We start from the raw sequence: 21,667 nt of genomic DNA, 5'->3' as shown, positions 1-21,667 counted from the left end.
GTTTTATTTTCCCAACCTAGATCTAAATTTCTCGACTGCGCCTTTGAAGAGATCGCTAAAACCCATCTTGTTTCTGTTTGCCTCACCGGCGAAAACAACATCGACAGAACCTTGGTCCTTTTCTTCAACGCGTACCCAAATTCGTTTGTGCGAGGTGAAAAAGACAAAGCATAGAGCACCCATCAGACCGAAACCGCCTATGTACCATGCGATGAACGCTGCTTCATAGGGATCATATTTGATAGAGAGAATATGGGCGTAAGGAGATTTCTCGAATTCGATCAGCTGCCACTTATATCCTGCCTTTGGAGCCCCGATCGGGATGTTGTCCGGCATTTTTTGGGCGAAAGCAAAAACACGCGTTCGTTCACCTCCCGGAGGAGTTACAAAAAGGACTGCGGCAGGATTGTTGTAATCACCGCTGCGGGTATCAGGATTGCCGTCGGGCCCCAGCGTGAAATCCGGTTGAAAATCCGCATACTCGATCAAGGTCCCGTTGGCCAGCGTGGTGTTTCCATTTCGCTTTAACTCGACTCGTTCGGCTTCGCCTCCGGCGGTTGGCGTTAGTTCAAGTTTAATGAAGCGGGCGTTGCCGACAGGGATGGTCTGTGCCTGGAAAAATCTGTAGCCGCGATAATGAAATGGCTTATTCATGCTCACATCCGCGATGATCTCACCATATTGCGGATCTGTGATCTTAAGCTCGGTACGCCAATCCAACGTGTTGTTCACATCGATGGAACCGCCTTCATTGATAAGCTTCTGCTGAACGTCCGTACATTCCATCGTGAATGGAAGTTTCACGGCATACTTTTCCTTGCGGTCCAAGTTGAACTGTATAAGTTGGATCTCGTCCGTCGACGCTCCGGGCACCATGCGGACATCGGCATCAAAGCCGGTCTGCAGCGAAACGAAATGGCCGAGGAAAAGCGTAAGAAGGAAGACATGAACAATATACGCGCCCATGCGATTCCAACGTCCTTTTTCACCAAAAACCATTGCGGCCGTTCCGTCCATGGCGACTTTCGGTTTCATTCCCGATGCCTGTAGAGCGGCCTTCACATTTTCTACCGTTTCGTCATTTGAAGCTGATGAGACCTCAATGGTCTCGTTATCGCTACGTGCCAGCATCCATGGCCGTGTCGCCTTGATCTTGGGTTTAGCGATGTAGCTCCAAGCCGATGGGAACCGGTCTATGGACGCGAGAATGATATTCAGTGAAAGTACTAAGAGAAGGAAATTGTAATACCAACTATGGTAAATGTCGAAAAAGCCAAGGTAACCGAAAAGTGTCTTTTCGGCAGGTGTGAGTGATGCATAGTATGCCTCAAAACCCTGCACGTTCTGCTGCATTATCAGCATCCCGATCATTGAAAGAACGACCAGAATGCACAATGTAACCACACCAAATCTAACTGAACTCAAAAAATCAAGAGCTCTGTTGAGGAATGGAGCGGACTTTCGTTTTGGTTTTACCTGCCCTTTGATAGCGTCTTCGGCAGCGCTCATAGTACACATAGATTATCCTAGCCTGATTTCTTTGTCATCTCGGGTTTTATTAGTCGTTCTTCTATTTTGTACTTGCCGTGGTCATTGGCGAGGGGATTTGGAAAATGAACCCCGAGGCTTTATGCTGACAATTCGTGTGAGATGATCGCGTACCATTATGGCAGCAGAGATAACAACTATTACCGACAGCCGCTCTCCGACATTAGGAAAGCGCCTTTCCGGTTTTGCGGAATTGACGAAACCGCGAATCGCTATTCTCTTGGTTTTAACCTCCGCCGCCGGCTTTTATTTGGCATCACCGGAACCCGTCGATCTTCGATTGTTTCTGCATTCGATGGCTGCCATCGCTTTGTTGGCATTTGGAGTTGCTACGCTTAACCAATATTGGGAAAGAGAACTCGATGTCAAGATGGAAAGGACCATGGGACGCCCGATCCAGTCTTCTCGAGTGACCTCGTCTCAGGCGGTCGTGTTTGGTGTTTTGTTGTGCGTGTCTGCTGAGGTATATCTGTTTTCATTGGTCAACACGCTGACGGCGGTCTTGGGATTGATAGTGATCGTCGGTTATCTTCTACTCTACACGCCGCTAAAGACCAAGACCTCTGCATCAACGGCGATCGGAGCTGTGCCGGGAGCTCTGCCGCCGCTCATGGGGTGGACGGCTGCTGCAAACGAGATATCACTTGGAGCGTGGGCGTTGTTTTCAATTCAGTTCTTGTGGCAGTTTCCCCACTTTCTTGCCATTGCATGGCTCTATCGCGAAGATTATGCAAAGGCCGGCATACTTATGCTGCCGGTGGTTGAGCCGGAGGGCCGCATAACCGCACGCCAGATCGTGCTCTTTGCGGTGATGCTTTTTCCGGTATCTCTTGCACCGTTCTTTCTTCAAATATCAAGTTTCATCTTTTTGGGCGTATCCGTGATCTTGAGCGGGTGGTTCCTGTATGAGTCGGTGAGCATGGCACTCAAGCGTACGGACGCTTCGGCAAAACGGCTTCTTTTGGCTTCGGTCATCTACCTTCCGCTGCTCTATTTGGCGATGGTTTTGGATCGTCAATAGACAAAACATCAATGGTTTCAGGCACTAAAGACAGCAGACCAACGACGCTCGCCGATATCGCCGCGGATGGCACCGTGGGCGGAGGATATCCCGGCGGTTCCGGGGGCCGCGGAGACGGACCGGATCCGTATGAGGTATTGCAGCCGATGGGACCGACTTCAGACAAATCGAGAATTCTTACGGGTTTTATTCTGCTTGTTGTTGCGATGACCTTCGCAGGCTTGTTCGGGGCATATGTCGTTATCGCCACGAACGGGGCTTTGGAATGGCGGCCATTCGACCTGCCTTTCCAAGTTTGGCTAAGCACGCTGTTCATTGTGCTCAGCAGTATTACGTATCATTTGGGAAAGCTTGCGGTTGATAGGATCCAGTATCAAACCGCTCGCAAGTGGATGATCGCAACTACCGCCTTGGGCGGGACCTTCATAGCTTCACAACTTCTGGTGTGGATGCAATTAAGGTCGATGGGCCTGTATATGGAGGGGAACCCGTACACGGGATTTTTCTACATAATGACAGCGATGCATGCGGTTCATGTGATCGGCGGGATCGTTGCCCTGGGAAGCGTTCTGTTGTCGCTCAGTTCAACTTCCGTTTCAGATACCCGAGCAAAACGCATAGGTTCGATCGCCAATGTGGTCGGATGGTACTGGCACTTTATGGGGGCGATCTGGATAGTAATGCTCGCCTTGCTGGGGTTTTGGCGGTGACATGGAATACCTGTATATTTTCCCCCATTTGAACGCTTCGCTCAATGCTCTGAGCACGATCCTGCTGATCACGGGATTTGTCCTTATTCGCAGAAAAATGATATCGAAACATCGTCTTACGATGTTATCGGCGGCAGTGGTTTCGACATTGTTTCTTGTTGGATATCTGACACACCACGCGCTAAGGACTTATTATTTCGGCCTTGGGCCTACGCGATTTGAAGGTCAGGGCCTGATCAGGCCGATCTATTTCACCATCCTGACCTCTCATACAATACTTGCGGCATTGGTGGGCCCATTCGTCCTATTTACCCTCTATAGAGGGCTCAAAGGTCAATTCGACAGGCATAAGAAGCTTGCAAGATTGGTGTTTCCGATCTGGCTGTACGTAGCTTTTACGGGCGTATTGGTATATTTACTCTTGTACCAACTGTACCCGGCAGACCGGCCCGTTACGGGAATTTCGGTCCTGTTTTGATAATTTTCTTGCTCTTTTCTAGAATTCCGTGATAGACTTCTCATGTTGAAAAGTTGATCACCGAGGTCTCGGATCGATCCGAGACGCGGGGGACCCAAATGAACGGTACCGGGTGCCATTCAGGGGCGAATCGCTAATAGTGAGGGGATATCTTTCGTTCCCAGCCCGTCAGCTAACCTCGTAGGTGTTGCAAAGAAGTTACAGCATGAGAGATTGCCGAAACGGCGCGTTCATCGATGTACTTCGCGCTCTGCTTTTTCAACAGCAGACATCCGGTCTTCTCAAAGGGGAAAGGCTGCCTTTATAAAGGCAGCCTTTTGTTTTTTTGTATCTTCGTATTTAACGCGAAGCCGACGCGACAGGCAACAAACGAACCCTCATTATCGGTATTTTTGCTGCGGGATCGACAGTTAGGCCGGCCGGTTTCGATGATGCGGGAAAAGAAAATGTCCGGGTCCGATCGGAAACTTCCAATTTCTCAGTTCTAGTGTTTCCACCGATCCGCATTGACAGTTCCAACGGCAAACGAAATGCTGCAGGCGTGAGACTGTCCGCCCGCTGCGTTTGGGTGACTGTCACTCGTAATGTTTTAGTTCTCGCAACGTAAACCGGCCGGACGGTTATGTTAGGCGCTCCGCCGCTATAGACCCATTGATCGAAGAACCAATCCAAGTTGCGGCCGCTCGACTCCTCCATTGCTGCTTGAAAATCGGTCGTCTCAACCCCGGCGAATTTGTGCCGGTTCAAGTAGATGTTCGCCCCTTTCCAAAACGCGTCATCGCCGATCTCTTCTCGAAGAGTATGCAAGACCGCTCCGCCCTTGCTGTATGTCGTTGAAGGATTGTCGAAAAGCTCGTCCACGCGGTCTGCCCGCTGATTGTACAGTGCATGTCGCTTTCGGTTGGTCATTTCATCGATCAAAAAGGTTGCGGCGTCTGCCCGGATCTTTTGCAGGTAGTGTTGGCGGCCGAACGCCTTTTCACGGTACGCGGCCTCCAAGAAGGTCGCCCAACCCTCATTTAGCCACAACTCCGCCCAATTCTTGCACGTAACCAGATTTCCAAACCAGGAATGGGCTATTTCGTGCACTATCAGATCCAGCACTAGGTCGCCTAGACCGAGGTCAACATACATCAGTTCCGTGTCGGCAAGCGTTGTCGCGGTAATATTCTCCATGCCGCCAAACTGGAAACGGGCTACAATTGTCTGGTCGTACTTGTTGAACGGATAATCTACACCGGTCAGTTCCTCAAACACCCTCAAAATATCGGCAGTGCGTTCATAGGCTTTTCTGGCGTTCTCTTCGCGGCCCGGATATGTGTAGTAACCGAGTGGGATCTCTTTGTATTTGCCGTCGAGCTTGACGTATTCACCGATAACAAAGGAAACCAAATAGACCGAATGGGGGACAGGCATTCGATAGTGCCACGTCACCGTTCCATTGGAATTGTCCTTCTTTTCCAACAATTCGCCATTTCCGACTACAGTGAGGCCATTTTCGACCGTGACGAACTTTTCGGTCGTTGCTTTGTCGCTTGGGTGATCGAAAGACGGAAACCAGTGCCTCGCCTCTTCAGGTTCACCTTGTGTCCAGATCTGAGCTGCTCGGGAGACCTTTCCATCGGAGGTTTCGGCAGGGACAAAATAGACTCCCTTCTTCGGGCTGGCCTTGTATTTGAACCGAATCGAAATTGTTTCGTCTTTTGCGTATGCACGGTCCAAAAGAGCGGTAACTGTCCCTTTTTCGGCACTGTAACTAAGCGGTTTGCCATCCGGCTCCAATACTACGCTCTCAAAGGAAAGATCGACGGCGTCGAAGCTAACGGACCGAAGTCCGTCGGATAGCGGCCTGAACCTGATGGTCGTGTCGCCGATCACGGCCTTGGCAGGCCCGTCAAAGCTGACGCGGATGGTGTAGTGCAGGACATCGACCTGCTGAGGACGATCGAAGTTCCTTCTGGGAGACTGAGCAGAAACAAATAATGCGGTTGCCAACATGACAACCGCAAAAAGTATGCAGGATATTCTTCTGTTCATTTGAATGTTGTCGGAGCTTGGACTACGGATTCAGATGCTTGTTAAGCCAGCTAATGACCTCTCGGTGCCAAAATTCTGAATTTTGAGGCTTCAATATCCAGTGGCCTTCATCCGGGAATACTACCAACTTCGATTCGACGCCTTGCAGCTGCAATGTGGTATAGAGCTGCAGGCACTGATCTATAGGCACACGAAAATCGAGCTCACCTCCGGTTACGAGCGTCGGCGTATCAAAATTCTTTGCGAACTTATGCGGCGACCAACGCGCATACATTTCCGGATTCTCCCAGGGCATGCCCTTGAATTCCCAGTTTACAAAGAAGATCTCTTCTGTTGATGTCGCCATGCTCTCAAGGTTGTATACGCCTGCGTGCGAGACGAATGTTTTGAAGCGGAACCGCGGATCGTTATTATGCCCGAGAAGCCAGGCGACCATATATCCCCCGTAGCTTGCTCCTGCGGCGCCAATACGGTCCTTGTCGGCATAGGGCCGTTTTATGAAATCGGCTACGCCGTTCATGATGTCGGTGTAAACCTTACCGCCCCAGTCTCCCGAGATCTCGTCAACGAATTTTTGGCCATAGGTCGTCGAACCTCTCGGATTCGGCATGAAGACCACGTATCCCTGGTTCGCGTAGATCTGAGGGTTCCAGCGGAAACTCCAGCCGTCCATCCAAGCGCCTTGCGGGCCGCCGTGTATCATTACGAGAATAGGATATTTCTTTGCGGGGTTAAAATTGGAGGGCTTCACAACAAACCCATGGTTCGGTGTGTTCTCAGCACCTATCCATTCAGTTTCCTCGGCCTTTCGAAGCCCAAACTTAGCGAGAAACTGCTGATTCTCAGGGGCGACCATTGCCAAACCCGTGCCGTCCACATTGGCACGCATAATTTCATTAGGATAGGTCAGGCTGCTGGAACCGAATACAAACGTCTTGCTGTCGGACGTGACATTTATATGCCCGGCGGTAACGTTGTCGACAACTTTCCTGACATGGGTAGCGATACGCAGGCGGAAATCCGGTTCGACAGGCACGCTGAAGATCGGGGCTCGGCCGCGTTCCCCAGCTGCAAAATAGATCGTCTTTCCATCCGGAGAAAGCGTGATGTCGTCGGCTTGGAGGTCAAATCCCGTGGTGAGCTCGACTATCTCACCGCTTCTGGTGTCGTATCGCATGATACGCCAGCGGTCTGCTTCGAAGGTCGGGGTCTTTTGAGAGCGAAAAAGCAAATACCTGCCGTCTCGAGTATAAACAGGCCCGGCATCATAGCCGTTCATCCCTTTGGTGATGTTCTTTGCTTCACCTCCTTCGATCGGCAGCAGAAAAATATCACTGTTGGTTGATACAGCCTCGACCTTGTCAGGATTTCGAAGATAAACAAGGGTCTTCCCGTCGGGAGAGAAGGTATAGTCGATCCCTGTCGCCGCACTGTATGGTGGGGAATCAAAGTCGCCCGGAGTCATATCTCTGGCGGCGCCGCCGGCTGAAGACACAATAAAGACATGTGTTCGCTTACGATGACGCCATTCATTCCAATGCTTGAAAAGCAGGCGGTCGGTCACGTAAGCCTTCACCTTGCTGTTGGCGACGCGTTCGTCTTCAGCCTTATTGCACGCATCGTCCGGGCATTCCGGATACACCTCTGAAGTGAAAGCGATCCATTTGCCGTCTGCCGACCAAACAGGCCCGGCCGCGCCCGTAGATATGTTCGTCACCTGGACACGGTTTTCGCCTGAGGGCGACATGGTCCAGATCTGGCCTCCGGTCACAAAAGCGATCCGAGTGCCGTCAGGCGACCATTTGGGAGATGAGCTTGAGGCATTACCAGTAGTGATCTGCTTTTTACCGCTTCCGTCAATATTGACCGTATAGATCTGGTTAGTAACCCTGTTGGCTTCCTTGTCGACAGTGCCAATTGTGTACGCAATGGTTTTCCCGTCAGGTGACAATTCCGGATAGCCGACACGTTTTAGGGATAGCATGTCGTTTACGGTGAATTGTGATTGAGCAAAGACCGAAACTGTTACAAGGAGAAATACGGCTAACAGAGATATTGTTCTTTTCATAGCGTTTGGAGTAATTTACGCGGTCATTATCGCATAGTTCTTTCGAAGTTCGAACCTTAGGTATATGATGTAGAAATGCGTGCCATCGTTTTCTTTCTACTACTGTCGATGTTTTCTCACATATCCGCAGGCCAGACATCTGCCCCTCGGGCAACTGCTTTCTCGTCTGACACATTGACCAAGTTGGAGGCAATTCAAGACTTCGCCCTTCGGTCAGATTATTCACTAAGACAGGTAAGGTGCCTTTCGAATAATATCGGTCCTCGTCTTGCAGGTTCCCCTCAGGCGCAGAGAGCTGTTGAATATGTCGCTGATGAGATGCGGCGTCTCGGTTTAAAGGTTCGCCTTCAAGAGATCAAGGTAAAGCATTGGGTTCGGGGAGAGGAGAAAGGAGAAATAGTAGATTTTCCGGGGATGGCCGAAAACGGGAAACAAAAGATCATGGTAACCGCCCTAGGCGGATCGGTCGCGACCGCGGAGAACGGCATTACGGCTGAGGTCGTGGTTGTAGATTCATTCGAAGCTCTTGAGAAGATAGGGGTTGAGGGGATCAGAAACAAGATCGTCGTCTTTAACCATCGATTTGACCAGCGGCTCCAGTCAGCAGGTTTTGGAGGTGCGGCATATTCGCAGGCTGTGCAATTTCGTTTCCGGGGTGCGATGGAAGCTGCCAGATTTGGAGCGATCGGGGTTTTGGTCCGATCTGCAGGCGGTTCGCAGAATCGGCTTGTCCACACAGGGTCAGTAGGCTACCGAGACGATCTCCCAAAGATCCCCGCTGCTGCTATCAGTTTTGAAGACGCTGAGTTGATCGCTGATCTCGCTCAGCAGGGAAAGACTCGTGTTCAGTTCACGATCACGCCAAAGACGCTGCCTGACGCTGTCAGCCATAACGTCATAGGCGACATCATTGGATCCGAGAAGCCTGAAGAGATCGTTGTGGTAGGCGGGCATCTGGATTCTTGGGACCTCGGTACCGGTGCGATAGATAACGCGTCTGGAGTTGCTGCATCGCTGCAGGTCGGGCATATCTTGAAAGAGTTAAAATTGAGGCCGAAAAGAACGATTCGAGTTATTGCATTCATGGAAGAAGAGAGCGGTGGGGCCGGCTCTCGCGCCTATTTTGAAGAAAATCGTAACAACATCGACCGCCACTTTGCCGCTGTAGAATGCGATCTTGGTGCGTCACGGCCTATAGGCTACCTTTATTCCGGAAAACCCGAAGTTCCGGGCATACTTGCCCCGCTTGCACGAGTGCTTGCGAAGACCGGAGCCTCACAAGTTAGATATCAGGAAGGGATCGGTGCGGATACGGCGCCGCTCACGCGGGCGGGTGTTCCGTCATTCGCCCCATGGTTCGATCTCAGAACTTATTTCAATTATCACCACACGGCGGCCGATACTTTTGACAAGATAGATCCGAAAGAATACGCGGAGCTGTCAGCTTTGGTCGCGGTTCTGACCTTGGGGCTTGCAAATATGGACGCTGCCCTGCCAAGATAAACGGAGTAATTATGTTGAATCGACCGCCGCCGTATTTTCCGCAGAATCAGCTTTCTCCGCCGGACCCCCATCGTTACCGCAAATTCAAATTGGCGGTGGCAGGTATTGTTGTGCTGCTTCTTTTCTTACTTGCTGCACTTGGTGTCGGCCTATACTATCTGTTGGGCTGGCTGTTTGGATAGTTCAGATCACTGATTTTGATCTGCAGTGTTCGGCGATCCCCCCGAACGGACCTGTTCTGCTTTCAAAGCGAGTTGTTTGGCCTGCGGAAGCAGGTCTATGGCTTTCAAAAGCTGATCATCGTACTCATTCAATACCTGAAAAGACGTCTGCGATCCGTAAGCCGCCGTCACCAACTCCGTTCTCAGGGTCCTTTCAACAAACTCCCGCTCTTTTTCGACTTGGGCTTGCGGGATCTTGTATTTATCTGCGGCAAATTTCTTGAATGCAGCAAATAGCTTTTCCGTAACTGCGAAGTCGGCGGCGCTGATGTCGCGGTCAAACTTTATCGGATAGTAGGTCTTGTATGATTCAAAATTCGTCACACGGCCTTGGCTGAGTTCCATCGCAAAGGCAAAGACCGGATTAGCCAGCCGCTGCTGTCCGCGGGCTCTCTCGATCGGGATCGTTCTGGGCTTGATCTCCACGTCGGGCTGGATCCCTCCGCCGCTATACACCGGACGGCCGGTATCGGTCTGACTCTCAGACCCGCGCGGCTTGTTCTCCTGACCTTCACCGCGAAAACTGCCGCCATCGGTATAGTAGTTGTACAAACCGCCATCGGAATAGTCCTTTTGGATCTGCCGGCCTGAAGGGGTTTGATATTTTGCAATGGTCAGCAAAAGCATTGAACCGTATTCGAGCTGAAAAGGGTTCTGCACAAGCCCCTTTCCAAATGTGTTCTCACCTACTATCAGAGCACGATCATGGTCTTGAAGCGCTCCGGCAAGTATCTCTGAAGCAGACGCTGTCTGTCTGTTTACAAGTATGACCACCGGTGACCTGTCCGGAACGCGATTCTGGGCAGAGTATCTCTCGCTCACGCCTTGGATCCGCCCCCGCTGCGTAAAAACTGTCTGTCCTTCGTTCAGAAACGCGTTCGCAACGCGATATGCCTGGCTGACGAGACCGCCGCCGTTGTCCCTGAGGTCTATCACAAGCTGCTGCATGCCGGCAGCTTTCAGCGACCTCATCGCTCTAACGAACTCGTTGTAGGTCGTTTGATTGAAACCTCCACGCATGGCCATGTAACCGACGCCCGGACGTATCATGTAGGCCTCGCTTATCGACGGCTGCGGAACAGCGTCCCTAATGATCTCGACCGTTTCGAGTTTTCCCGTTTCCAGTCTTTCGACTGTGATCTTCGCCTTAGTTCCTTGCGGCCCGCGGAGAAAGCCGCGCACTTCGCTAAAAGGCTTGCCCAGCATTGACTCTCCGTTGACCTCAACTATCTTGTCACCGTATCGCAAGCCGGCCTTGTGAGCGGGAGCATTGTCGAATGTCGCCTTTATATACGTGGCGATCACATTGCCGTTAGCATCTGAAAGATCGCCGATCGTGGCTCCGATGCCGAAATATCGTGAACTCTGATCCGTTCTGAACTGCTCAAATTCCTTTGCATCGAAATAGTTGGAATGCGGGTCCAGGGAATGCAGCATTGTGTCGATCGAGGTCTTAACGACATCGTTATAATTCAGCTTTGTCCCGTCGACATAATTCTGCTCGATCAGTGCGAGGGCTTCACGAAATTCACGCTGTATGGAGTCGACATTTGCAGAGCTCTTTTGTGGGACAGAACGGCCTCCGGGAGCTGAAGCACCGTCGGATTGTGCTAATGAACCGATCGAAAGGCCGAAAGCTAAAAGTAGGGCAAGAAAGGTACGGCGGTAAGAGTTCACAAAATGCCTCAAATTAAGAGATTTGCGGCCAAAACAGGCCAAGTCAAAGAATAACATCAGTTTGAGGAAAATGCGACGGATTTGGTTGCATGCCATCCTCTCGTCCGCATAGCGGGGTTTCGTCGAAAGAGGGAAGTTAATGTAAACTTTCTTTTCGATATCTGCGTAATCAAATGGCTCAACACTGGGACCCATCACTTGAAGGATAAATCATGAAAAAGTTCATATTGTTCACCCTTTTGCTTGCTGCAACGGCAACGGTATCTTCTCAAACCAAGCTTCTTAGATTTCCGGATATTCACGCGGATCGAGTCGTCTTCTCTTACGGCGGCGATCTCTGGACCGCATCTGCGGCCGGCGGAACCGCAACTCGCCTGACCGCGCATCCGGGTGTCGAGACCTTTCCGAAATTCTCTTCTGACGGAAAATGGATCGCATTTACCGGGCAATATGACGGCGATGAACAGGTCTACGTTATCCCGTCAACGGGCGGAGAGCCTCGACAGCTCACATTCTATCCGTCAAGAGGCCCGTTGGCCCCGCGTTGGGGATATGACAATCAGGTGCTCGGCTGGACGCCGGACGGCAAGGTCTATTATCGGGGAAGCCGCGACTCGTGGTCGCTACCGATCGCAAAGATCTACACCGTATCGCCGCAAGGTGGCCCTTCAGAGCCTATGCCGATGCCGGAGGCAGGTTCCGGAGCCTTTTCAGGGGACGGCACCAAGATCGTGTATTCGCCGCTATTTCGAGATTTCCGTCCGGAAAAGCGGTACAGCGGCGGCCAGGCGAATAAGTTGTACATTTACGATCTTTCCTCCAACGATGTGAAACTCGTGTCGGACGCTCAGAGAGCTACCCGCGACCCGATCTGGCTCGGCGGAACCATCTACTACAATTCCGATAAGGACGGTAAATTCAATCTCTATTCGTTCGATGTCGCAACCTCCCGGATCACCCAGATCACCAAGAACCGCGACTGGGACATTCGCTGGCCGAGCTCTGACGAAAGGTCACGGATCGTTTATGAGCGCGACGGCGAACTTGAGGTCTTCGATACTGTTTCAAAACGGGCGACCAAGCTTAATATCTCGGTTCCCGACGACGGCATTAATCGGAGAAAACGGCAGGTTTCTGTTGGAAATCGTATTTCGTCATTCAACCTCAGCCCAAAGGGCGAGCGAGCAGTGTTCGCGGCAAGGGGCGATATTTTTACAGTACCTATCGAGAAAGGCGGCGTGCGGAACCTGACCCGCAGTTCCGAAGCACATGACCGGCTGCCCGCTTGGTCGCCTGACGGCAGGACCATCGCCTATATATCGGATAGGTCCGGTGAAGAGGAGCTTTGGTTCGTTGATCAGGATGGCACGTCGGCACCCGTTCAAATGACCAATGGGACCAAGGGGCAGAAATACTCTCCGATATGGTCCGCTGACGGCAGGCGTATCGCATTTTCTGATAAGGACGGAAAGGTCTATGTCTTTATGGTTTCAACGAAAAAGCTGGATATCATTGCCGACGCGCCGAATGGACAGATCCAGGACTATACATGGTCGCCGAAGGGCGGATTCCTTGCCTACTCTATGGTAAGCGCCAATGGACTGCGTGCTATACACATTTGGAGCGCCGAAGAGAACAAAACATATCGGGTCACCCCTGAAATGTTCTTCTCGTCAAATCCTGCCTGGGATCCATCCGGTGACCATCTATTCTTTCTCAGTTCCCGTGAATTCGCTCCGCAAATCTCTAACTCTGAATTCAACTATGCCACCAACAGAATGACCGGTATATTTGCTTTGGCACTCAAAGCGGATGCAAAGAACCCGTTCGGACCCGAAAGTGACGAGGTCGCCATTACCGAGGAAAGAAAGGAAGGGGCTCCTGCACCCGTGCCGGCCTCATCGCCGCAAGGGCCTGAGAAGATCGACTTTGACGGGATCGAAACGCGTGTCGCCCAGGTGCCCGTGTCTTCTGAGAACTACAACAGCTTATCTGCAAATCGCGGCCATTTGATATATCGGACACAGCCGCCATTCATCTACGGAAGACAAGCCGAGACGCAGCCGTTATTGAAGATATATTCGCTTAAGGATCGACGAGAAACCACCATTTTGACGCCGGCCGGCGGGTACGCTCTCACGTCCGACGGAAATAAAATGCTCGTTGGCGGTCAGGGCGGATTCTCAATGTTCGATGCGAACCCGAACGCGGAGCGAACCCGCAAAGCTGTCTCGACGGCGGGACTCGCAACCGAAATAGACCCGGTAAAAGAATGGGAACAGATCTTTAATGAGTCCTGGCGAAAATACCGCGACTGGTTCTATGCGAGCAACATGCACGGATTTGATTGGGCAAAGATCCGGGAAGACTATCGCAAGTGGCTGCCGCACGTCGCCCATCGGGCGGATCTGAACTACATAATTGCCGAAATGTCGTCAGAACTCACTGTTCAGCACGCATACGTCGACGGCGGTGATATGAATTTGCCTCCTCGCGTAAGGGTCGCCTTGCTCGGAGCGCAGTTCGAGCTTGATAAGGCCGCGAACAGATTCAAGATCTCAAAGATCTACAAGGGTCAAAACGAAGAAGAGATATATCGGTCGCCTTTGACCGAGGTCGGAAGCACCGCTAAGGTCGGCGACTACATCATGTCGATCAACGGCGAGGACGTGACCGGCGATCGTGACATTTATTCATACTTGCGTGGAAAAGCGGACAATGCGGTGACGTTAATGGTAAACGGCACACCGTCGCTCCAAGGTGCGCGTAAAGTATCAGTACGGCCGATCACAAGCGAAAGCAACCTGATCTATCTCGATTGGGTCGAATCGAACCGACGGCGTGTAGATTCGCTCTCGAACGGACGGCTCGGATATCTGCATATTCCGGACATGGGGGCTCCCGGAATTCGCGAATTCATCAAGTGGTACTATCCGCAGCTTAACAAGGAAGGACTCGTCATTGACGTGCGAGCTAACGGGGGCGGTAATGTCTCAAGGATGATCATAGAGAGGCTCAGGAGGAAATTGCTGGGCGTGAATTACCGCAGCTACGATCAGGAAGGTTCAACGTATCCGGATGGTGTATTCCTCGGCCCGATGATCGCTATACTGAACGAAAATTCAGCCTCTGACGGTGATATTTTCCCGTATATGTTCAGAGAGGCGGGACTCGGACAATTGGTAGGAAAACGAAGCTGGGGCGGCGTTGTCGGTATAACTAACCGCGGTTCCTTCATTGACGGCGGAAACGTAAGCGTTCCCGAATCGGCACTTGCCAATGCCAAAGGTGAGTACATTATCGAAGGCTACGGGGTCGATCCTGACATCGAGGTCGAGAATGATCCAAAAAGTGTTATCGCCGGCCGGGACCCACAGCTTGAACGAGCGGTGGCGGAAGTGCTGAAAAAGATAACCACACCGGTTAGATTGCCTCGTCGGCCTGCCGATCCTGTCAGAAACAAGTAGACTGTTCCAGATGGAGAAGCTTCTTGAAGTCAGCGGCCTGCGGACGCAATTCAAAACGTCCGCGGGCCTTGTCCGCTCAGTTGATGACGTGACCTTCTCTATCGGTCGCGGTGAACTCTTGTGTATTGTCGGCGAATCGGGATGCGGAAAATCGGTGACTGCTCTTTCTATCATGGGGCTGGTCTCTGAACCTGGACGCATTGCGGCCGGGAGCATCATATACAAAGGTGAGGACCTGACAAGAGTGTCGCAATCTCGAATACGTGAGATCCGCGGAAACGAGATCGCAATGATTTTTCAGGATCCGATGACATCCCTTAATCCTGTCTTTACTGTCGGCGAGCAGATCTCCGAAGCATTGCGGCTTCATAAAGGGCTGAACAAGACTGAAGCGCGTGCAGCCGCGATCGAGTCCATGCGTGAGGTCGCGATTCCGTCACCGGAGATGCGATACGACGATTATCCGCATCAGCTTTCCGGCGGCATGCGGCAACGCATCATGATCGCTATGGCTTTGGCGTGCGGTCCTGAACTCCTTATTGCCGACGAACCGACAACCGCTCTGGACGTCACGATACAGGCCCAAATATTGGAACTGCTCGACGCATTGCGCCGCGATCGTAAGATGGCTGTGCTGTTGATCACGCATGATCTGGGCGTTGTTGCCGAAGTTGCTGACAGGGTTTGCGTTATGTACACCGGCAAGATCGTCGAGACAGGAGGCGTGGACGAGCTTTTTGTATCACCAAAACATCCATACACGAGAGGGTTGTTGAATTCCGTTCCAAGGCTTCCAGAAACCGGTACTGCCCGCCAACACCGCCTGCGAACCATAGAGGGAATGGTGCCGAATCTCACAGAGTTGCCCACGGGGTGCCATTTTGCGGACCGTTGTTCGGAAAGAATGGCGTCATGCGAAATTGGGGAGGTCCCGCTTTATCAACTTGATGATGATATTCAAGTAAGGTGTCTGCTGTACCCTGAACAAAGGCGTTCGGAGGGGGCTTTATGACAGTTCCCGGAACAGTGGCCGACACGATCTTGGCGGTCGAGGACTTGGTAAAGCACTTTCCGATCAAGGGAAAAGACAACGTTGTGCGGGCAGTGGACGGTGTTTCTTTTACGATGCGTAGGGGCGAAACACTTGGTCTCGTTGGTGAATCAGGCTGTGGAAAATCAACCGTCGGCAGGAGCATCCTGCGTCTGATCGAGCCTACATCGGGAGCTATAAGATACGAAGGTGAGAATTTAGTAGGTCATTCCTTCGCACGAATGCAGGAACTCCGCCGCGAAATGCAGATGATCTTTCAGGATCCGTATGCCAGCCTAAATCCCCGTCTTAGTGTCAGATCCATCATTGCTGAGCCGCTGCGTATCCATAAGATGGGTACGCGGGAAGAGCAGGTTCGCAAGGTCGCGGATCTGCTGGAAAAGGTAGGCCTAGATCCGCGCTATGCTGATCGCTATCCCCATGAATTTTCAGGCGGCCAGCGTCAGCGCATCGGGATTGCGCGTGCACTTGCTCTCGAGCCGAAACTCATTATCTGTGATGAGCCGGTTTCGGCACTCGATGTGTCAGTGCAGGCACAGGTCGTTAATTTGCTTCAAGACCTCCAAGAGGAATTCGGATTAACATATCTGTTCATTTCGCACGGACTGGCTGTGGTCGAGCATATTTCTGACAGAATTGCGGTCATGTACCTAGGTAAGATTGTAGAGATCGCAGAGGCTCGGGAATTATACAGCCGGCCGCTCCATCCCTATACCAAGGCACTTCTTTCAGCTATACCAATTCCCGAGCCTTCAAAAAAACGAAATAGGATCATCTTGGAAGGAGATGTTCCTACACCGGTCGATCCGCCGTCAGGTTGCCGGTTTCGCACAAGATGTCCGTTTGCTATTCCTGACTGTGCGAAAGATGTCCCTGAACTTATGGAGTATTCACCGAATCATCTCGCAGCGTGCATACGCATCGAAGAGATATAGGACCAAGATCGTTTGAACTTAGTTCGTTTTTCTTCGTATTAGTCACTTCGGCTGTACAGATCTCAACTTGGAGGATTTTCATGAATCGAATTGCAGGTATCGTTCTGGCGGTTCTGGGCTTTTTGCTCGCCATTGTAAGTGTTGCCGGCCTGCTGCCGGGGTTGACTGGTGCCGGTATAGCATTGCTCCTGGCGGGCGGCCTGGTGATCGGATTGAGTTTTATTGATCCTATTGAGGCAAGCGGCGAGGCCGGAATGTCAACAGCATCCACACTGCATATGATATTCCATTCACCGGGTGAAGTATTCCGGAGTTTCCGCCGAAATCCGAAATGGCTTGCTGCGTTCCTCATCATGGCGGCCCTATCAGCGATTTACAGCAATCTGTTCATTCAGCGCCTTTCGCCTGAGCGCATAACCAATTTCACGGTAGACAAGACCCTTGAAATGCCGATGCTTGACGACAACGCCCGCAGACAGATCGAGCTCGGCAGAACAGAAGCTATAGCTCAAGCCAAAAACCCTGTCGCAAGGGCCGGTCAATCGATATCAGGTGCGGTCGGATCATTGTTTTGGTATGCGTTTCTCGCTTTATTCTTCGTACTGGTGTCCGCGGCTTTTGGCAGCAAATTGAAATTCTGGCAGGCTTTTTCGGCTGCGATCTACGCCGCGTTCCCAGTTAACGTGATCCGGTCAGTATTCAGTACCGTGCTTCTTTTCGCAAAGGACCCGGATGATATTCATCCGATCCTCGGCCAACAGGCCCTGCTGCAGGATAACCTCGGGATCCTAATGAACCCCGCTGACGGGCCGGTACTTTACACCTTATTGGGATCGATAGGTCTATTGGGATTCTATTGGGTGTTCATGAACGCGACCGGGTTAAAGAATGCCGGAGAAAGTGTAAGCTCCGTGACGGGTTGGACGGCGTCGATCGGTATCTATTTGATCATGATCCTTTTGGGAGTTACTATGGCGGCACTATTCCCGGGATTCATTTCTTAGGTCATTCATACCGTAGCGATTCGATGGGATCGAGGCGAGCCGCCTTCCAAGCGGGCCAAAGCCCGAAAATGAGCCCGATCCCGACACTAGCAACAAAACCTGCTACTGGAGCCCAAAGCGGGACGTAGGAGGGAAGAAACAGCTGAATCAGGAGTGACAAAAGCCAACCTATCAGCAAGCCGAAAAGGCCTCCAAATCCCGTGAGGGTTGCCGCCTCTATCAGGAACTGAAGCAGGATATCCTTTTGCTTGGCTCCGATCGCTTTACGAATTCCGATCTCGCGGGTTCGTTCGGTGACGGAGACAAGCATGATGTTCATAACGCCAATGCCTCCGATCATCAGGCCAACAGAAGAAATAACCACCATCGCCAAAAAGACGCCGCCGGTGATCGCCTGAAACTGGTCGACAATACTCGCGGCAGTGGCCATGCCGAAATTGTTTTTCTCACCGAGTTTTACATTGCGGCGAACACGTAACAGATCCTCGATATCGTCTTTTGCTTTGTCGAAAGAGCCTTCGCGGGCGATCGCAAGAATAAATAGATCCTCAGCATTCGGCTTTAGTTTTAGTGCCGAGCCCATGGGCATATATATGATGTTCGACTGATCATTATTCCCGCCGCCGCCGCCGAAAAGCTGTTCGCGCTTTTCCAGTACGCCGACCACTCGAAATTGCTGGCCTCCGATATCAAGGTTCTTTTCCAACGGCGACTCGTACGGGAAATAACTCTCCTTAACAAAATCACCGATGACCACAACATTTGCCTTCGCTTCGTGTTCGGCCTCTGAAAACCAGCGGCCGTCGATCAATACTTCGGTTGAGGTTCGTTCGATCTTCGGAAGAGTGCCGTTCAGCTGGACTGAGGTTGAGGTTTTGCCGTTCGGGCCGGTGACAGTAAGCTTATCGCCGAAAAAGCTGTTCGAAATATCGAGGAAGGGAAGAGCGGTCTCGACGGTGGAAAGAGATTCGACCGCTTCCGCATCAGCCATCGTCAGCGGTTTTCTCATTCGTTCCTCTCGCGACGGAGCGCTGGTACGAATACCGATATCAAATTTGTAAAGAAAAATAGACCTGGTGCCGAATGACTCTACTTCTTTCTCAACTGCCACATTGATGCCGCTGATGATCGAAGAGATGAGCATCACGGTAATCACGCCCACAACTACGCCGACGATCGTCAGAAAAGAGCGCAGCTTGTTCCCGCGAAGCGTGTCCAACGCCATCTTCAGATTTTCATAAAACGACCCTGATGCGATCTTCATCTATTCGGACCTCAACGCTTCTATCGGATCGAGCCGAGCGGCCTTCCAGGCGGGAAACAGTCCTGCCAAAACACCGACGCCGCCGGAAACTAAAATAGCGAACGCGGCCGACCACAAAGGGATCCGCGTTTGAAAGACAAAATTGGTGATAACGATCCCTAACAGCTGTGCGAGAATCAACCCAATTATGCCGCCAATGGCGGACAATGTAACCGATTCAAACAAGAACTGCCGCAGAATATCCGCCTGTCGAGCTCCCAAACTTTTCCTGATGCCTATCTCTTTGGTTCTTTCTGTGACAGAGACGAGCATTATATTCATGATAACGATGGCGCCCACCACCAAGGCGATCGCAGGCACCATAATGATCACAAGAAATGTCGGCCCCAACAGCCGGTCTCGGATGCCGGTGATCGCTTCCGGTGTCCAGATACCAAATGTGTCCTTTTCACCCAAAGGGATCTTTCGCTTTACGCGCATCAATGTCCGAGCCTCTTCGACGGCATCGTTATAACGCTTCTCATCGCCCGGCTGAGCTACAAAAAATATTCCGCGGCTACCCCGAAGTCCGCCGAAATTGGCGCCGTAAGTTTTGAGCGGCAATTGAACAAAGCTGTCTTGCGGCTGACCGAAAACGGTTCCCTTCTCAGTCTGAACACCGATTATCCGATACGGGATGCCCTGGATCGTTATCTCGCCGCCTACGGCATCTCCCTGCGGGAAAAGTTTTTTAGCGATATCGGAGCCTACAAACGCTACACGCATTGCGTTGTTGTTCTCACTTTCCGTGAAATAACGCCCCACCATGATATCGATATTCTCGATCTCGCGAATAATCGGTTCCGCTCCTGTGATCTGAATATCTCTAAGAGTTTCTGAACCCCGTTTTATCTCTCGCACGTTCGGTAATGCCTTGACGCCGATCTTTTCAATCAATACCGAACGCTCTTTAATGAACTGCATTTCCTCTAAGGTCAGTTCTTTATTTCTGCGTTGTGCCGCCGCGATCGTATCTGTGTCTCGGAAATCATCAAATGTAAAACGACGGACGGTGAATGAGTTTGAGCCGATACCAGCGATCTTTTCGTCAACGTAGGCGTTAAAGCCCTGAAGCAGGGAAAGTACCACCATGAACGCCGTTACCGCGATGATCATCCCTAGCAGCGTCAAAAATGACCGCAGCTTATGCGCGAGGATCGCGTCCAAGGCAAGCTTTAGTGTTTCGACAAAACTCATCTGCCTCCATTTTCCTTTGAAACGATAAGCTGCGTCAATGAAGCGAGATGAGCGAAAAGGACTATCGGAACGATCATCGTCGGCAACCAGACATACGGGAAAAGCAAGACCCCGATATTCGGCTTATCGACATTTAGCGCGTTAGTTGGGCCAGGAAGGGAAAGTACGGCCGTCACAACTATCATCCCGAGTAAGAGCAAACCGACCAAATTGAAGGCCCAAAGAACACGACGGTCTAGGTTCTTGGTTCGCTTGTAGGCAACAAAGAGAAGTACAGCTAGAATTCCGGTCGCGATATCGAAGTTATAACCAACAAAAGTCATCTCACGCGGGACCAAACCTCGTTCATACAGCAGATAAAGTACGATCTCGACCGGGATCCGGACGATATGAACGCCGATAAGGAATGTCAACGGCAGCCTCTGTATGAAAGATCCGCGGAACCCTAAAACGAAAAATATTGAGAATAGGAACGCGGGACCAACACCGAAAATCAAAAGATGTGGCCGTTCCGAGGCAGTGTTGGCATAAAAGCCGCCGGTCGCAAGCATGCCCTGAAAGAGGATCCAAAGCGGTAAAACAAAAACCAATATTCGAGTCGGAAGGGTATCAATTCCAACTTTCTTCGCACCGTGCAGCAAGATGCCGACAGTAACAAATGTCGTGAGAATGAATAGAACGGAAACCGCAGGAGATAGCTGGTCCATTAGCGAATTCGCTCATCCTTTTCGATCTTGCCGTCGCGGATGGTAATGATACGATGAGCTCTCTCGGCTATCTCTTGCTCGTGCGTAACCAGAATAATTGTATTGCCGTCATCGTGCAGCCTTTCGAAGAGCCTCATTATCTCTTGACTTGTCTTTGTATCGAGGGCACCGGTCGGCTCGTCAGCCAAAAGGATGGACGGGTTGTTCACCAGAGCCCTTGCAATAGCAACACGCTGCCGCTGGCCCCCCGAGAGTTCATTGGGTCGATGGCTGATCCTATCGCCGAGCTCGACGGAGGCGAGAGCCGCTTTTGCCTTTTCCTGTCTGTCACCAGCCTTCATGCCGGAGTAGATCAACGGCAATTCGACATTGTGAAGAGCCGAAGCACGCGGTAAAAGGTTGAAGGTTTGGAAAACAAAACCCACTTCTTTGTTCCTGATGGCGGCCAGTTCATCGTCGGTCATCGACGAAACCAACTGTCCGTTGATCCAGTAGTCGCCTTTCGTCGGCGAGTCCAAACAACCGATCAGATTCATTAATGTGGATTTTCCCGAACCCGAGGGCCCGATTATTGCCACATAATCATTCTTCTCGACGTCGAATGAAACATCACGTAGCGCATGAAGTTCCTCTACGCCCATCTGGTAAGTTTTCCAGATGTTTCGCATCGTGATCATCGCTCGATGCGAATTTGGTTCGGGAGGGGCCTGCGTTCCCGCAGCATTGGTCATTTCCGCTAT

Annotated in this window: 17 protein-coding genes; 9 read left to right on the top strand and 8 right to left on the bottom strand. The window is 51.5% G+C overall.

All coding sequences use genetic code 11. The features are described from left to right. Positions 1–3: 3 nt before the first annotated feature. Positions 4–1,509, bottom strand: coding sequence for a cytochrome c biogenesis protein ResB (locus IPM50_01155; protein ID QQS33219.1), 1,506 nt, complete (start codon positions 1,507–1,509; stop codon positions 4–6). Between the two features lie 157 nt (positions 1,510–1,666). On the opposite strand from IPM50_01155, the gene cyoE reads away from it, so the two are divergent. The 3 genes from cyoE to IPM50_01140 are packed head-to-tail and all read left to right on the top strand — an operon-like array spanning position 1,667 to position 3,757. After that, positions 1,667–2,569 carry a protoheme IX farnesyltransferase gene (cyoE, locus tag IPM50_01150; GenBank protein ID QQS33218.1) on the top strand — a complete coding sequence of 301 codons (903 nt, stop codon included), beginning with the start codon at positions 1,667–1,669 and terminating at the stop codon, positions 2,567–2,569. Between the two features lie 11 nt (positions 2,570–2,580). Beyond that, on the top strand, positions 2,581–3,279 hold the full coding sequence (locus IPM50_01145) for a cytochrome c oxidase subunit 3 (GenBank protein ID QQS33217.1): 699 nt from the start codon (positions 2,581–2,583) through the stop codon (positions 3,277–3,279). A gap of 1 nt (position 3,280) precedes the next feature. Then, the gene (locus tag IPM50_01140; protein QQS33216.1) at positions 3,281–3,757 is read left to right on the top strand and encodes a DUF420 domain-containing protein; all 477 of its coding nucleotides are present in this window, start codon (positions 3,281–3,283) and stop codon (positions 3,755–3,757) included. A 339-nt stretch (positions 3,758–4,096) separates the two neighbouring features. Here the strand turns inward: IPM50_01140 and IPM50_01135 are convergent, their stop codons facing one another. Beyond that, positions 4,097–5,794 (bottom strand): M1 family metallopeptidase, encoded by a 1,698-nt coding sequence (locus IPM50_01135; protein QQS33215.1) that lies wholly within the window; start codon positions 5,792–5,794, stop codon positions 4,097–4,099. A gap of 22 nt (positions 5,795–5,816) precedes the next feature. After that, on the bottom strand, positions 5,817–7,862 hold the full coding sequence (locus IPM50_01130; GenBank protein QQS33214.1) for a S9 family peptidase: 2,046 nt from the start codon (positions 7,860–7,862) through the stop codon (positions 5,817–5,819). A gap of 414 nt (positions 7,863–8,276) precedes the next feature. On the opposite strand from IPM50_01130, the gene IPM50_01125 reads away from it, so the two are divergent. Together IPM50_01125 and IPM50_01120 are read left to right on the top strand one after the other, a co-directional pair. Beyond that, on the top strand, positions 8,277–9,365 hold the full coding sequence (locus IPM50_01125) for a M20/M25/M40 family metallo-hydrolase (GenBank protein QQS33213.1): 1,089 nt from the start codon (positions 8,277–8,279) through the stop codon (positions 9,363–9,365). A gap of 11 nt (positions 9,366–9,376) precedes the next feature. Beyond that, positions 9,377–9,547 carry a hypothetical protein gene (locus tag IPM50_01120; GenBank protein ID QQS33212.1) on the top strand — a complete coding sequence of 57 codons (171 nt, stop codon included), beginning with the start codon at positions 9,377–9,379 and terminating at the stop codon, positions 9,545–9,547. A 6-nt stretch (positions 9,548–9,553) separates the two neighbouring features. Here IPM50_01120 and IPM50_01115 read toward each other — a convergent pair whose 3' ends face one another. Continuing rightward, positions 9,554–11,263: a S41 family peptidase gene (locus IPM50_01115; GenBank protein ID QQS33211.1), complete on the bottom strand. Its 1,710-nt coding sequence runs from the start codon at positions 11,261–11,263 to the stop codon at positions 9,554–9,556. 212 nt (positions 11,264–11,475) lie between these two features. On the opposite strand from IPM50_01115, the gene IPM50_01110 reads away from it, so the two are divergent. The 4 genes from IPM50_01110 (at position 11,476) to IPM50_01095 (ending at position 17,720) form a co-directional block, all read left to right on the top strand. After that, the gene (locus tag IPM50_01110) at positions 11,476–14,730 is read left to right on the top strand and encodes a PD40 domain-containing protein (GenBank protein QQS33210.1); all 3,255 of its coding nucleotides are present in this window, start codon (positions 11,476–11,478) and stop codon (positions 14,728–14,730) included. A gap of 10 nt (positions 14,731–14,740) precedes the next feature. Continuing rightward, positions 14,741–15,742 (top strand): ABC transporter ATP-binding protein, encoded by a 1,002-nt coding sequence (locus IPM50_01105; GenBank protein ID QQS33209.1) that lies wholly within the window; start codon positions 14,741–14,743, stop codon positions 15,740–15,742. Further along, positions 15,739–16,716 (top strand): dipeptide ABC transporter ATP-binding protein, encoded by a 978-nt coding sequence (locus IPM50_01100; protein ID QQS33208.1) that lies wholly within the window; start codon positions 15,739–15,741, stop codon positions 16,714–16,716. The genes IPM50_01105 and IPM50_01100 overlap by 4 nt, the downstream gene beginning before the upstream one ends. A gap of 80 nt (positions 16,717–16,796) precedes the next feature. Continuing rightward, a complete protein-coding gene (locus tag IPM50_01095; GenBank protein QQS33207.1) occupies positions 16,797–17,720 on the top strand; it encodes a YIP1 family protein in 924 nt (307 codons plus the stop codon). A gap of 1 nt (position 17,721) precedes the next feature. Here IPM50_01095 and IPM50_01090 read toward each other — a convergent pair whose 3' ends face one another. From IPM50_01090 to IPM50_01075, 4 genes are read right to left on the bottom strand one after another with little or no spacing between them, the layout of a single operon-like run. Further along, positions 17,722–18,984 carry an ABC transporter permease gene (locus IPM50_01090; protein QQS33206.1) on the bottom strand — a complete coding sequence of 421 codons (1,263 nt, stop codon included), beginning with the start codon at positions 18,982–18,984 and terminating at the stop codon, positions 17,722–17,724. Beyond that, positions 18,985–20,220, bottom strand: coding sequence for an ABC transporter permease (locus IPM50_01085; GenBank protein ID QQS33205.1), 1,236 nt, complete (start codon positions 20,218–20,220; stop codon positions 18,985–18,987). Beyond that, on the bottom strand, positions 20,217–20,927 hold the full coding sequence (locus IPM50_01080; protein ID QQS33204.1) for a hypothetical protein: 711 nt from the start codon (positions 20,925–20,927) through the stop codon (positions 20,217–20,219). Before IPM50_01080 ends, IPM50_01085 begins: the two co-directional genes overlap by 4 nt. Continuing rightward, a complete protein-coding gene (locus tag IPM50_01075) occupies positions 20,927–21,604 on the bottom strand; it encodes an ABC transporter ATP-binding protein (GenBank protein ID QQS34432.1) in 678 nt (225 codons plus the stop codon). Before IPM50_01075 ends, IPM50_01080 begins: the two co-directional genes overlap by 1 nt. Positions 21,605–21,667: the final 63 nt, after the last annotated feature.

This window comes from Acidobacteriota bacterium (genome assembly GCA_016700075.1).
Taxonomy (GTDB): Bacteria; Acidobacteriota; Blastocatellia; order Pyrinomonadales; family Pyrinomonadaceae; genus OLB17.
This window is presented reverse-complemented; position numbering and strand designations above follow the sequence as displayed.

Excerpts from the sequence above, each read along its gene's own strand:
- IPM50_01110 (QQS33210.1), top strand. The coding sequence starts at position 11,476 with ATGAAAAAGTTCATATTGTTCACCCTTTTGCTTGCTGCAACGGCAACG.
- IPM50_01105 (QQS33209.1), top strand. The coding sequence starts at position 14,741 with ATGGAGAAGCTTCTTGAAGTCAGCGGCCTGCGGACGCAATTCAAAACG.
- IPM50_01090 (QQS33206.1), bottom strand. The coding sequence starts at position 18,984 with ATGAAGATCGCATCAGGGTCGTTTTATGAAAATCTGAAGATGGCGTTG.
- IPM50_01100 (QQS33208.1), top strand. The coding sequence starts at position 15,739 with ATGACAGTTCCCGGAACAGTGGCCGACACGATCTTGGCGGTCGAGGAC.
- IPM50_01135 (QQS33215.1), bottom strand. The coding sequence starts at position 5,794 with ATGAACAGAAGAATATCCTGCATACTTTTTGCGGTTGTCATGTTGGCA.
- cyoE (QQS33218.1), top strand. The coding sequence starts at position 1,667 with ATGGCAGCAGAGATAACAACTATTACCGACAGCCGCTCTCCGACATTA.
- IPM50_01145 (QQS33217.1), top strand. The coding sequence starts at position 2,581 with ATGGTTTCAGGCACTAAAGACAGCAGACCAACGACGCTCGCCGATATC.
- IPM50_01130 (QQS33214.1), bottom strand. The coding sequence starts at position 7,862 with ATGAAAAGAACAATATCTCTGTTAGCCGTATTTCTCCTTGTAACAGTT.
- IPM50_01120 (QQS33212.1), top strand. The coding sequence starts at position 9,377 with ATGTTGAATCGACCGCCGCCGTATTTTCCGCAGAATCAGCTTTCTCCG.
- IPM50_01155 (QQS33219.1), bottom strand. The coding sequence starts at position 1,509 with ATGAGCGCTGCCGAAGACGCTATCAAAGGGCAGGTAAAACCAAAACGA.
- IPM50_01080 (QQS33204.1), bottom strand. The coding sequence starts at position 20,927 with ATGGACCAGCTATCTCCTGCGGTTTCCGTTCTATTCATTCTCACGACA.
- IPM50_01085 (QQS33205.1), bottom strand. The coding sequence starts at position 20,220 with ATGAGTTTTGTCGAAACACTAAAGCTTGCCTTGGACGCGATCCTCGCG.
- IPM50_01075 (QQS34432.1), bottom strand. The coding sequence starts at position 21,604 with ATGATCACGATGCGAAACATCTGGAAAACTTACCAGATGGGCGTAGAG.
- IPM50_01125 (QQS33213.1), top strand. The coding sequence starts at position 8,277 with ATGGCCGAAAACGGGAAACAAAAGATCATGGTAACCGCCCTAGGCGGA.
- IPM50_01140 (QQS33216.1), top strand. The coding sequence starts at position 3,281 with ATGGAATACCTGTATATTTTCCCCCATTTGAACGCTTCGCTCAATGCT.
- IPM50_01095 (QQS33207.1), top strand. The coding sequence starts at position 16,797 with ATGAATCGAATTGCAGGTATCGTTCTGGCGGTTCTGGGCTTTTTGCTC.